At 74.6% G+C, this 12,712-nt stretch carries 11 protein-coding genes; 9 read left to right on the top strand and 2 right to left on the bottom strand.

Translation table 11 applies throughout. The annotated features are described in order from the left end of the window. The first annotated feature begins 25 nt into the window (after positions 1–25). From ACLE50_RS12700 to ACLE50_RS12675, 6 genes are all read left to right on the top strand, one after another. On the top strand, positions 26–1,456 hold the full coding sequence (locus ACLE50_RS12700) for an ABC transporter substrate-binding protein (protein ID WP_410943698.1): 1,431 nt from the start codon (positions 26–28) through the stop codon (positions 1,454–1,456). Between the two features lie 111 nt (positions 1,457–1,567). Beyond that, positions 1,568–3,124, top strand: coding sequence for an amidase (locus ACLE50_RS12695; RefSeq protein ID WP_410943697.1), 1,557 nt, complete (start codon positions 1,568–1,570; stop codon positions 3,122–3,124). Continuing rightward, on the top strand, positions 3,121–3,831 hold the full coding sequence (gene nthB / locus ACLE50_RS12690; protein WP_410943696.1) for a nitrile hydratase subunit beta: 711 nt from the start codon (positions 3,121–3,123) through the stop codon (positions 3,829–3,831). The genes ACLE50_RS12695 and nthB overlap by 4 nt, the downstream gene beginning before the upstream one ends. Before the next feature lie 3 nt (positions 3,832–3,834). After that, positions 3,835–4,461 (top strand): nitrile hydratase subunit alpha, encoded by a 627-nt coding sequence (gene nthA, locus ACLE50_RS12685; RefSeq protein ID WP_410943695.1) that lies wholly within the window; start codon positions 3,835–3,837, stop codon positions 4,459–4,461. Continuing rightward, a complete protein-coding gene (locus ACLE50_RS12680; RefSeq protein WP_410943694.1) occupies positions 4,458–4,883 on the top strand; it encodes a nitrile hydratase accessory protein in 426 nt (141 codons plus the stop codon). Before nthA ends, ACLE50_RS12680 begins: the two co-directional genes overlap by 4 nt. A 94-nt stretch (positions 4,884–4,977) precedes the next feature. After that, entirely contained in the window at positions 4,978–5,736 is a 759-nt protein-coding gene (locus ACLE50_RS12675) for a hypothetical protein (protein WP_410943693.1), read from the top strand. 37 nt (positions 5,737–5,773) lie between these two features. Here ACLE50_RS12675 and ACLE50_RS12670 read toward each other — a convergent pair whose 3' ends face one another. Continuing rightward, complete coding sequence (locus tag ACLE50_RS12670; protein ID WP_410943692.1) at positions 5,774–6,550, bottom strand: aminotransferase class IV; 777 nt, start codon at positions 6,548–6,550, stop codon at positions 5,774–5,776. Between the two features lie 95 nt (positions 6,551–6,645). Between ACLE50_RS12670 and pabB the strand changes: the two genes are divergently transcribed. From pabB to ACLE50_RS12655, 3 genes are read left to right on the top strand one after another with little or no spacing between them, the layout of a single operon-like run. Beyond that, positions 6,646–8,889: an aminodeoxychorismate synthase component I gene (gene pabB, locus ACLE50_RS12665; protein ID WP_410943691.1), complete on the top strand. Its 2,244-nt coding sequence runs from the start codon at positions 6,646–6,648 to the stop codon at positions 8,887–8,889. A gap of 38 nt (positions 8,890–8,927) precedes the next feature. Further along, positions 8,928–9,944, top strand: a complete 1,017-nt coding sequence (locus ACLE50_RS12660) for an NAD-dependent formate dehydrogenase (RefSeq protein WP_410943690.1) — start codon at positions 8,928–8,930, stop codon at positions 9,942–9,944. Between the two features lie 20 nt (positions 9,945–9,964). After that, positions 9,965–11,560, top strand: a complete 1,596-nt coding sequence (locus ACLE50_RS12655) for a phytoene desaturase family protein (protein WP_410943689.1) — start codon at positions 9,965–9,967, stop codon at positions 11,558–11,560. 21 nt (positions 11,561–11,581) lie between these two features. Here ACLE50_RS12655 and ACLE50_RS12650 read toward each other — a convergent pair whose 3' ends face one another. Further along, positions 11,582–12,676, bottom strand: a complete 1,095-nt coding sequence (locus ACLE50_RS12650) for a LacI family DNA-binding transcriptional regulator (protein WP_410943688.1) — start codon at positions 12,674–12,676, stop codon at positions 11,582–11,584. Positions 12,677–12,712: the final 36 nt, after the last annotated feature.

Genomic DNA, 12,712 nt, shown 5'->3' with positions numbered 1-12,712 from the left:
CTGCGGGAGCAGAGGACACGCTGAGGTGGGCACGCTCGCGATCGGGGTGGACGAGTTCGCCGCCGTCGCGCCGAGCCTGGTGTTCGACCAGTTCGGCCGGGACGGGAGCGGCTGGCTGTTCGGTGCCGCCTGCGACCGCGTGGAGGTCGGTGCCGTGGTCACCCTGCGGGCCCCGCTCGGCGGCGGCCCGCCGGTCGAGATCCTCGGCCGGATCAGCGAGCTGCGCCGCCCGCGCTCGCTGACGATCACCCACGACCAGCCATGGCGGGGCCGGATCCGGCTGCGCTTCTCCCCCGCCCCCGGCGGCACCCGCATCCGGCTCGACGCCGAGATCGACGAGCAGGGCCTGGAGTGGCTGATGCGCCGGCGCGGGCACCCGGTGCGCGACCGGGAGCCGTCCGGGCCACGGCTCGGGGCGCTGACCAGCAGGTCCGGGTCGGGGAGCCTGTTCGCCGCGGCCGTCGGGAACGTCGCGGCACTGGCCGTCGACGAGATCAACGCCGCGGACGGCGTCGCGGGCCGGCCGGTCGAGCTGCTGCAGGGCGACGACGCGACCGACCCCGGCACCGGTGCGCTGGAAGCGCTGCGGCTGGCCCGCGCGGGTTGCCGGACGATCCTGCTGACGACGACCTCGGCGACCTACGACGCCGTGTCCGCCGCGCTGGAGGGCCAGGACGTCCTGGTCCTGCTGACCAACATGAACGAGGGCGGCGGCGAGTCCCGGCTACGGATCCGGCTCGGCGAGCGGCCGCAGACCCAGCTCCGCCGGGCCGCGGTCCCGCTGATGCGCTCGGCCGGCGGGCACCGCTGGTTCCTCGCAGGCAACGACTACGTGTGGCCGCGCACGGTCAACGCCATCGCCCGCGAGGTGCTGCCCGAGCAGGGCGCGACGCTGGTCGGCGAGAGCTACGCCGCACTGGGCGCCCGGGACTTCACCCCGCTGATCGAGCGGATCGCCGCGTCCGGCGCGGACATCGTGCTGAACACCTTCGTCGGCGCCGACGGGGCCGCGTTCGAACGCCAGTGCCACGCGATGGGACTGCGGGACAGCGCGATCAGCCTCGCCCCTGCGATGGACGAGGCATCCCTGGAACGCATCGGCGCCGACGCCGCGACCGGCATCCACGGCGTCTCCGGCTACTTCCAGCACCTGCAGACCGAGCGGAACGGGACGCTGCTGGAGCGCTACCGGGAGGCCTTCGGCCCGTGGGCTCCCCCGCTGTCGTCGCTGTCGGAGTCGATGTTCGAGGCGATCCACGTGTGGGCCGCCGCGGCACGCAAGGCCGGTGGCGTCGACCCGTACGCGGTGGCCGACGCGATCCGGCACGGCCGGTTCGAGGTGCCCCGCGGCACCATCTGCATCGACGGCGCCGACCACGCCGACCGGCACCTGCACCTGGCCACGGCCCGGGGCGGGACGTTCGTCGCGATGACCGACTCCGGGCGACGCCGGTAACGGCGACCGGTCGTTCCGTGTTTCGATCTTGTCAATGCGTCGCTATCCATTGACATGACCATCTTCGCTTCCTAGCTTTCACGCATCCACGGATGTGAGGAGAGCCGCTCGATGGCAGCACCGAACCCGATACCTCCCCCCGACGGGGCCGCGATCGCAGCGCTGAACGAGCACTACGCCTTCGGGCTGTCCGAGGCCGAGCAGGCCGAGTTCGGCCCGGCCGTCGCCGCGACGCTGGCCGCGTCCGAGCGCGTCGAGGAGCTCTACCGGCAGAGCGCGCCGCAGGCGCCGCACCGGGAGTGGAGCGAGCCCGCGGACAACCCGCTCGGCGGCTGGTACGTCACCACGTCGGTCGCCGGAGCCGCCGAGGGCCCGCTGGCCGGGCGCACGGTCGCGCTGAAGGACAACATCTCCCTGGCCGGCGTGCCGATGACCAACGGCTCGCGCACCGTCGAGGGCTTCGTCCCGCTGCGCGACGCCACGGTCGCGACCCGGCTGCTCGAGGCCGGGGCGACGATCACCGGCAAGGCGGTCTGCGAGGACCTGTGCTTCTCCGGTGCGAGCTTCACCTCGCAGCCGGAGCCGGTGCGCAACCCCTGGGACCCGTCGCGCAACTCCGGCGGCTCGTCCAGCGGCAGCGCGGCGCTGGTCGGCAGCGGCGCCGTCGACCTCGCCGTCGGCGGCGACCAGGGCGGGTCGATCCGGATCCCCAGCTCGTTCTGCGGGACGGTGGGCCACAAGCCGACCCACGGCCTGGTGCCCTACACCGGCGCGTTCCCGATCGAGTCCACGATCGACCACCTCGGCCCGATCGCCCGCACCGTGTCCGACGCGGCGCTGATGCTGAACGTGCTGGCCGGTGTCGACGGCTACGACGCGCGCCAGCCCACCGTCGTCGACGAGGTCGACTACCTCGCGACGCTCGGCGAGTCGGCGTCCGGGCTGCGGGTCGGCGTCGTGACCGAGGGCTTCGGCCGGCCGGAGAGCGACCCGGCCGTCGACGAGGCCGTCCGCGACGCCGTCGAGACGCTGCGCGGCGCCGGGCTGACCGCCGAGGACGTGTCGATCCCCTGGCACCTCGACGGGTTCGCGGTCTGGAACGTCATCGCCACCGAGGGCGCGGCGTACCAGATGCTCGACGGCAACGCCTACGGCCAGAACTACGACGCGCTCTACGACCCGGAGCTCGTCGCGCACTACGCACGGCAGCGGATCGAGCGGGGCGCGGAGCTGTCGAAGACGGTGAAGCTGGTCGGGCTGTCCGGCCGCTACACCTTCGAGCACGCCGGCGGCGCCTACTACGCGATGGCCCGCAATCTCGCCTACGAGCTGCGCGCCGCCTACGACCACGCCCTGACCAGCTACGACGTGCTGGTCATGCCGACCCTGCCCTACACCGCGCCCGAGCTGATCTCCCGGGGCTCCCCGCTGGAGACCTACCTGCCCACGGCGCTCGGCATGGTCGGCAACTGCGCCCCGTTCGACGTCAGCGGCCACCCGGCCGCGTCGGTCCCGGCCGGGCTGGTCAACGGCCTGCCCGCCGGGCTGATGGTGATCGGCAAGCGCTTCGACGACGCAACCGTGCTGCGCGTCGCGCACACCTTCGAACAGGCCGTCGGCGGCTTCCCCGCCCCGCCGGCGCTCACCACCGTGGGAGGAAACCGATGAACGGAGTCTTCGACCTCGGCGGCACCGACGGCATGGGCAAGGTCGACAACGACCACATGTCCGAGCCGGTGTTCCGCGCCGACTGGGAGCGCGTCGTGTTCTCCATGTTCGCCCAGAGCGCCCGCGCCGGGCTGTTCAACGTGGACATGTTCCGGCACGGCATCGAGCAGATCGAGCCCGCCGACTACCTGCTCTCCAACTACTACGAGCACTGGCTGCACTCGATCTCGCACTACGCCGAGGCCGCAGGCGTCATCGACGCCGACGAGCTCGACCGGCGCACGCAGTACTACCTGGAGAACCCGGACGCGCCGCTGCCGGAGAAGGAGACCGACCCCGAGATCGTGGAGTTCGTGAACTGGGCGTCGGCCAACGGCTTCCCGGCGAACCGGGAGTCGGACAAGACCGCGCAGTTCTCCGTCGGTGACGAGGTCGTCATCTCCGACGACAGCCCGTACGGCCACACCCGCCGCGCCCGCTACATCCGCGGCAAGCGCGGCGTCATCACCGGGGCGCACGGCACCTACCTGTACCCCGACACCGCGGGCAACGGCCTCGGGGACTGCCCCGAGCACCTCTACACCGTGAAGTTCGACGCCACCGACCTGTGGGGCCCCGAGGTCGCCGACCCCAACGGCACCGTCCACTTCGACGTGTGGGAGCCCTACCTCACCCTCGCGCCTGCCACCGCCACCCAGGGAGCCTGACCCATGTCCGAGACCCGTACCGACACCGCGCTCCGCTCCCAGGAGGAGATCGCCGCCCGGGTGAAGGCCCTCGAGGCGATGCTCATCGAGAAGGGCGTCATGACCACCGCGGCCGTCGACCGGCTCGCCGAGATCTACGAGAACGAGGTCGGCCCGCAGCTGGGCGCCAAGGTCGTCGCGAAGGCCTGGGTGGACCCGGACTTCAAGAAGCGGCTGCTCGAGGACGCCTCCGCGGCGTGCCGCGAGGTCGGCGTCGGCGGCCTGCAGGGCGAGGAGATGGTGGCGGTGGAGAACACCGACACCGTGCACCACGCCATCGTCTGCACGCTGTGTTCCTGCTACCCGTGGCCGGTGCTGGGGCTGCCCCCGAACTGGTACAAGGCGCCGGCCTACCGCGCGCGCATCGTCCGCGAGCCGCGCAAGGTCCTCGCCGAGGACTTCGGCCTGGAGCTGCCGGACACCGTCGAGATCCGGATCTGGGACTCCAGCTCCGAACTGCGCTACTGGGTGCTGCCGCAGCGCCCGGCCGGCACCGAGGGTCTGTCGGAGGAGCAGCTGGCGACCCTCGTCACCCGCGACTCGATGATCGGCGTCGGCCTGCCGAAGTCCGCCACCGAGGTGGCGCAGTGAGCGGCGCCGAGGAGCACGACGGCATCCGGCCCGGCGCGACCGAGCTGGGCGACGCGCGCCGCCGCGTCGAGCAGCTGATCTGCGACATCCCCGGCACGGACAAGCCGTTCGACGAGCCGTGGGAGCTGCGCGCGTTCGCGATGGCGGTGGCCGCGTACCACGAGGGCCACTACGAGTGGAGCGAGTTCCAGCTGTCGCTGATCCGGTCGATCCAGCGCTGGGAGTCCGGCGAGGGCGACGAGCCCTGGAGCTACTACCTGCACTGGCTCGAGGCGCTGGAGACGACGCTGGCGAGCAGCGGCGCGCTGTCGGACTCCGCGGCGCTCGACGACCGCACCCGCCAGGTGCTCGCCACCCCGCGCAACGCCAACCACCACGAGGCGCACCGCGAGCCGGTCGCGATCGCCCCGGCGCTGCGCTGACACCGAGCACCACGAACAGCCGAGCGCCCCGCACGCCGGTGGCCCGGTCCGCGACGACACGGGCCGGGCCACCGGATCAGGTATGCCTGTCCCCATGACCTTCCCGGACGATCCGGCCGCCGTCCCGGTCGCCACGGCGCCGCTGGGCGACCGGTTCGTCGCCCGGCGCGGCCGTCCCACGGGCTTCACCCCGGCCGATCTCGTGTTCGGCGCCGGGCTCGACGACGCGATCGCCCGGGTGCAGCGCGAGCGGGGTGCGCGCACCCGTGCCGTCGCCGCGATCCTGCTCCTCGACCGCTACGCGCTGCGCCTCACGCCGCCGGTGCTGGCCGCGTTCACCCAGCTCGACGTGCTGCTCGACGCCCGCCCCGCCGCCGTGTCGCTGGGCCCGGACGAACGGGTCCCGGGCTGGGTCGCGTTCGCCGCCGACGGCGTCCCCGCCCACGGCGACCGCGCCGCGCTCCGCCGCAGCCTGCTCACCGAGGGGCTCCTGCCCGTCGCCGACGCCCTGGCCGCCCGCACCCGGGCGAGTCCGCGGCTGCTGCGCGGCGCCGTCGCACACGCCGTGGCGCTGTCCTATCTGCACCTGTCCTGGCCCTGCCCGGACCACGACCGCCACACCGGCGCCGCCCGGGAGCTGCTGTGCGCGGCCGAGCTGGACGAGCTGGTCGCCGTGGACGACGTCGTCGTCGACGGGCGGGCGTGGACGTCGGTGGAGCGCCGCACCTGCTGCCTGGCGTTCCGCTGCACCGGGGCACACGGCTGGTGCGGGACCTGCCCGTGCCGCCCGGCCGCCGACATCGCCGCCGACGTGGCCGCCGCCTGCCGCTCCTACGCCGCCCGGCACCCCTGAGGTACACGCCGCCACCGCTCGCCGCGCGAGTACCGGCTCACAGCGGGTCGGACGGCACCTGCTCCAGCGCCCGGGTGACCTGCGCGAGCACCGGGTGCCCCGGGTCGAACGGGGTCCCGTCGACGGCCGCGATCGGGCGTACACCGGTGGCGTTGGTGGCGAACGCGGCGTCGTAGCCGCCCAGCTCGGCGAGGGTGACGGTCGCGTCGGTCTGGGTGACCGTGCCGGGCAGCGCCTCGCGCAGCAGGGCGCGGGTGACGCCGGGCAGTGCCGGGCCGGACGGCCACACCACCGTGCCGTCGCGGACCAGGCCGATGTTCCAGGTGCTGCCCTCCAGCACGACACCGCCGGGCCCGGTGAACAGGACGTCGTCGGCGCCGGCGCGCTCGGCGGTGCGGCGCAGGTGCATCGTCGGGAACAGGCCGACGCTCTTCACGTGCGGCAGGTACCGCTCGTGCTCGACGGCACGCACCCGGATCGGACGCGGCGGCCCGGCCGGGGCCGGGCGGGCACTGACCACGAACTGCGGTGACGCGCGCCCGCCGAGGTGCCCGAGGGCGAGGTCCGGATCGGCGACGGTCACCCGCACCACCACCGCACCGGACGCGGGCGCGACCGCACGGACCCGATCGCGCACGGCGTCCACGTCCAGCTCGGTACCGAACAGGGTGCGGCAGTCCTCGCGCAGCCGGGCCAGGTGCCGGTCGAGGCCGCGGACCCGACCGTCGACGGGGAGCACGGTGGTGAAGTGGCCGTAGCCGGTGATCGCCAGTGCGCGGAGCAGCGCCTGCTCGTCCGGGGAGGCGACGGTCATGGGGCGAACGGTGTCACACCGGCTGCCCGGTGACGGTCCCGGCGGGGCATCCTGGTCGGTCCGTGATCCACCGAGGACGAGGCCCCAGGACATCGATGCGCGCACTGCTGGTCGACAACCACGACTCCTTCACGTTCAACCTGTTCCACCAGCTGGCGCAGGTGACCGGGAGCGAGCCGGAGGTCGTCGCCAACGACGACCCGCGGTGGCGACCGGACATGCTCGACTCGTTCGACGCCGTCGTCCTCTCCCCCGGTCCGGGCACCCCGCACCGGCCCGGTGACGTCGGGATCTGCGCCGGCCTCGTCCGGCAGGACCGGGTGCCGGTGCTCGGTGTCTGCCTCGGGCACCAGACGATCGCGGCGGCGTACGGCGCGCGGGTCGGGCACGCGCCGGAGCCGGTGCACGGCCGCGTCTCGGCGGTGCACCACGACGGCACCGGGCTGTTCGCGGGGCTGCCGGACCCGGTCGAGATGGTGCGCTACCACTCGCTGGCGGTGACCCGGCTCCCGCCGGAGCTGGTCGCGACCGCATGGACCGGCGACGGTGTCCTCATGGGACTGCGGCACCGCGACCTGCCGCTGTGGGGCGTGCAGTTCCACCCGGAGTCCGCGGCCAGCGAGCACGGCATCGTGCTGCTGGCGAACTTCCGGGACCTGGCCCGCTCGCGCCGGGCCGCGACGGCACCGCGGGTCATGGCGCCGGGGGCATCGCCGGACCCGTCCACGCGCCCCACCGCGCGCACGCCGCGGCGGCTGCGGGTGCTGGCCGAGCAGGTGACCGGCCCCGCGGATGCCGGCACGATCGACACCGGGACAATTGACACAGAGGCCGCGTTCGACGCGCTGTTCCGGCGCGGGCAGCACCCGTTCTGGCTGGACAGCAGCGCCCCCGGTGGCCCGCTGGGGCGGCTGTCGGTGCTCGGCGACGCGTCCGGCCCGCTGGCCCGCACCGCGCACGCGTCGGTACCCGACGGGACGGTCACGGTCCGCTCCGCGGCCGGCACCGAGGTCGTCGCGAGCGGGTTCCTGGACTGGCTCGACCGTGACCTCGCCGGGATCGACACCACGGTGCCGGAGCTGCCGTTCGGCTTCGCGCTCGGCTGGGTCGGGTGGCTGGGCTACGAGCTCAAGGCCGAGTGCGACGGCGACGCCGCGCACCGCAGCGACGTCCCCGACGCGTCGATGGTGTTCTGCGACCGTGCGCTGGTCATCGACCACCACGCGGGCACCGCGCACCTGCTCGCTCTGGTCGAGGACGGTGCTCCGGACGGCCCCGAGGAAGACACCGCAGGCGACGGCCCTGGGGACGACGGCTCTGCGGGCGACGGCCCTGGGGACGACGGCTCTGCGGACGGCACCGGGCGCGACGCCGAGGCGGCCGCCCGGGAGTGGCTGCGCTCCGCGGCGGACACGCTGGCCGGGCTCGCTCCCCTGCCCGAGCCCGATCCGGCCCCTGTCGGGGTGACGGCCGGGGTGGCCCTGCGCCACGACCGCGACACCTACCTCGACCTGGTGCAGGCCTGCCGCGCCGAGATCGCCGACGGCGAGACCTACGAGGTCTGCCTGACCAACCAGATCACCGCCGAGGCCGGCCTCGACCCGTGGACGGCCTACCGGCGGCTGCGCCGCGACGCCGCCGCCCCGTTCGCCGCGTTCCTGCACTTCGGCGACGTGGCGGTCCTGAGCGCGTCGCCGGAGCGGTTCCTGCGGGTCGGCGCCGACGGCGTCGCCGAGTCGCGGCCGATCAAGGGCACCCGCCCGCGCGGGCGCACCGGCGCCGACGACGCCCTGCTGCGCGACGACCTCGCGCACGCGGAGAAGGACCGCGCCGAGAACCTGATGATCGTCGACCTGGTGCGCCACGACCTCGGCCGCTGCGCGGAGGTCGGGTCGGTCGTCGCCGACCCGCTGTTCGCCGTCGAGACCTACCCGAGCGTGCACCAGCTGGTCAGCACGGTGCGGGCCCGGCTGCGGCCCGGCACGAGCGCGGTCGACATGGTGCGGGCCGCGTTCCCGCCCGGCTCGATGACCGGTGCCCCGAAGATCCGCACCATGGAGATCCTGGACCGGTTGGAGGGCGGCCCGCGGGGTGTCTACTCCGGCGCGATCGGCTACCTCTCGCTGACCGGCGCCGCGGACCTCAGCGTGGTCATCCGCACCGCGGTGCTGCACGACGGGCGGATCGGCTACGGCGTCGGCGGGGCGGTGATCGCGCTGTCGGACCCCGATGCCGAGTTCGAGGAGACCGCGGTGAAGGCGGGGCCGCTCCTGCGGCTGCTCGGGGCGTCGTTCCCGGGCCGGCGCACTCCGGTGGTTGCCGCGCCCGCCGACGGGTAGCCCACGACCGGAACGCCCCCACATCTCCAGGAGGAACCGTGAAGGTCGTCGCCGTGCTCTACCCGGACGACAACCCCGACCGCCACCCGGACGTCCTGGCCAGCGCGGTGCGCGGTCTCGACCTGGGCGACCACCTGGCCGACGCCGGCCACGAGCTCGTCCTCACCAGCGAGACCGGGGAGAAGCTCGACGAGCTGCTCACCGACGCCGAGGTACTGATCACCACGCCGTTCTGGCCGGTCTACTTCGACGCCGACCGGATCGCGAAGGCGTCGAGCCTGAAGCTGGCGATCACCGCGGGTATCGGCTCGGACCACATCGACTCCGACGCCGCCGTCGAGCACGGGATCACGGTCGCCGAGGTGACCGGGTCGAACGTCGTCGCCGTCGCCGAGCACAACGTGCTGCAGATCCTCGCGCTGGTCCGCAACTTCGTGCCCGCCCACGAGCAGGTCGCGAACGGCGACTGGGACGTCGCGGAGGCCTCCCAGGAGGCCCACGACCTGGAGGGCAAGACTGTCGGGATCATCGGTCTCGGCGCGATCGGCGGACGCACTGCGCTGCGGCTCAAGGGTTTCGACGTCACGATGCTCTACCACGCCCGGCACCGCCGCAGCCCCGCCGAGGAGGCCACGCTGGGTGTCCGCTACGCGCGCCTCGACCACCTGCTGGAGACCTCCGACGTCGTCTGCGTCGCGGTGCCGCTGACCGACGGCTCCAGGGCGCTGTTCAACGCCGAGCGGATCGCGTCGATGAAGAAGGGCGCGTGGATCGTCAACACCGCCCGCGGCGCGATCGCCGACGCCGACGCCGTCCGCGAGGCCTGCGAGTCCGGGCAGCTCGCCGGTTACGCCGGTGACACCTGGTACCCGCAGCCGGCACCGGCGGATCACCCGTGGCGGACCATGCCGCGCAACGCGATGACCATCCACTACTCCGGTATGACCGTCGAGTCCCAGGTCAAGATCGCCGACGGGGTGCGGGAGATCCTGGACCTGTTCCTCGCGGGCGAACCGGTGCCCGAGGACTACGTGGTGGCCGCGCCGCAGGAGTGAGGTCGCGGCACGATGGACCGATGAGCGGATCGGTCGACGCCGTCGTGGTCGGGGCGGGGCACAACGGGCTGGTCGCGGCCAACCTGCTCACCGACGCCGGCTGGAGCGTCCTGGTCTGTGAGGCGGCCGAGGCGCCCGGTGGCGCGGTGCGCTCGGCGGAGATCACCGCGCCCGGCTTCGTCAACGACCTGGGCAGCGCGTTCCACCCGTTGGGGGCGGCGTCGCCGGTGCTCGGCGGACTGGACCTGCCCGCGTACGGGCTGCGCTGGCGGCACGCCCCCACCGTGCTCGCCCACCCCACCCTCGACGGGCGGTGCGCGGTGCTGCACCGCGACGTCGACGACACCGCCGTGACGCTGGACCTCGACCACCCCGGCGACGGCGACGCCTGGTACGAGCTGGTCTCGCAGTGGGACCGGATCGGCGACGACGTGCTGGCCGCCGCGCTGCGCCCGTTCCCGCCGGTCCGCGCGTCGGCACGGCTGCTGCGCACGCTCGGCACCGGGGACGCGCTGCGGCTGGCCCGGATGCTCGTCGCCCCGGTGACCCGCACCGCGCAGGAACGGTTCGGCGGGTCGGCGGCGGCACTGCTGCTGGCCGGGAACGCGCTGCACACCGACCTCGGCCCGGACGCCGCCGCGAGCTCCGCCTACGGCTGGCTGCTGGCGATGCTCGGGCAGCGGGTCGGGTTCCCGGTCCCGGAGGGCGGTGCGGGCGCGCTGACCGACGCGCTGGTGGCGCGGCTGACCGCCCGCGGCGGGCGGATCGACTGCGACCGGCCGGTGACCGAGGTGCTGATCCGGCGGGGCCGTGCCGCCGGGGTCCGGGACGCGTCCGGGGACACGGTGCGGGCCCGCCGCGCGGTGCTCGCCGACGTCGACGCGCCACGCCTGTACCGCGAGCTCGTCGGCGAACAGCATCTGCCGGCCCGGTTCGTCGCCGACCTGGACCGGTTCCAGTGGGACTTCTCGACGGTGAAGATCGACTGGGCGCTCGACGGGCCGGTGCCGTGGACCGCCGACGGCGCGCACGGCGCCGGGACCGTGCACCTGGGCGCCGACGTCGACGGGCTGCGCCGCTACGCCGGTGCCCTCACCGCGGGGCGGCTGCCGGAGACCCCGTTCCTGCTGTTCGGGCAGATGACCACGGCCGACCCGTCCCGGTCCCCCGCCGGGACGGAGTCGGCGTGGGCGTACACGCACGTGCCCCGCGGGCTCGGCTGGGGCCGCGACGACGTGCTGCGCTGGGCCGACCGCATGGAGCAGGTGGTCGAGGCCCACGCGCCGGGGTTCCGGTCGCTGGTCCGCGCACGTGCCGTCGCCGGGCCCGCGGACCTGCAGGCAGGCAACGGCAACCTCGTCGACGGCGCCATCACCGGCGGCACCGCCGCGGTGCACCAGCAGCTGGTGTTCCGCCCGGTCCCCGGGCCGGCGCGGGCCGACACCCCGGTGCCGGGGCTGTTCCTGGCCGGGGCGTCCGCGCACCCGGGCGGTGCGGTGCACGGCGGGCCGGGCGGGAACGCTGCCCGGGCGGCGCTGGCCGCGTCGGGCCCGGCGGGGCCGGTGTACCGGGGCGCGATGCGGTTCGCGCACCGGCGGCTGTACGGGCCCGCCTGAACCGCGACGTTCTCGGACCGGCTACGGGAACGGCTGGGCCACGGCTCCGTCGTGCGGGCCGCAGGACGGCCGGATGCGCAGCTCGTAGTCGCTCAGCACGTGCGCCGCGGGCACGGGCTCCGCGGCGCCGGCTGCCCGGCCGAGCAGCTCGACGGCCGTGCGGGCCATCGCCCCCAGCGGCTGCACCACCCCGGACAGCCGCGGCACGCAGTACTCGGAGGCCTCGGTGCCGTCGAAGGAGATGACCGCGACGTCGGCGGGGACCCGCAGCCCGGCCTCGTCCGCGGCCACCAGCAGCCCGATGGCCTGCTGCTCGTTGGAGGCGAACACCGCCTCCGGCCGGTCGGCGCCGGCCCGGGCGAACAGGGCCCTGCCCGCGTCCAGCCCGCCGCGGCGGCTGAACGGCGCCTCGACGACCCACCGCGGGTCGGGGTCGAGACCGGCCGCGGTCAGCGCGTCGTGCCAGCCGGCGAGGCGGTCGCGGGCGGGGTCGAGACCGGCCGGGCCGGCGGTGATCCCGACGCGGGTGTAGCCGTGGCCGAGCAGGTGCTCGGTGACCACGCGGGCCGCGCCCACGTTGTCGATCGACACCGACATCGAGACCGCGGCGGACACCGGGGCGGCCGGGTCGTCGCGGTCGGCGGTGCGGGCGTCGCGGTCGAGGATCACGACGGGCACCCCGTTGCCGGTCAGCGTGCCCAGGGCCGGGCTGTTGTCGACGCCGACGAACAGCAGCCCGTCGATCCGCCGCCGCATGAAGGTGTCGATCAGCTCGGACTCACGCTGCTTGCTCTCCGCCGAGTCGCCGAGCAGCACGACCTTCCCGACCGCCGAGGTCGCCTCGTCGACGGCGTGCGCGAGCGCGGCGAAGAACGGGTTGGCGATGTCGGGCACGATCAGCCCGTAGGTGCCGGTGGCCCCCGACGCCAGCGCCTTCGCGATCGTGTCCGGGACGTAGCCGACCTGCTCGATCGCGGCCAGGACACGTTCCCGGGTGGCCGGCGCGACCGGCCGCGGTCCGTTGTTGACCACGTAGCTCACGACGGCCGTCGACGTCCCGGCGACGCGGGCGACGTCGGCGCGGGTCACCCGACGCCCGGCCCGCTCCGCGCTCACCGCCGCTCCCCCGCCGTGGCGCCCGGCGGTCGCTCC

This window comes from Pseudonocardia phyllosphaerae (genome assembly GCF_046546475.1).
In the GTDB taxonomy this organism is placed as follows: domain Bacteria; phylum Actinomycetota; class Actinomycetes; order Mycobacteriales; family Pseudonocardiaceae; genus Pseudonocardia; species Pseudonocardia phyllosphaerae.
Note: the sequence above shows the minus strand (reverse complement) of the source record. Positions and strands in the feature narration are given on the sequence as shown.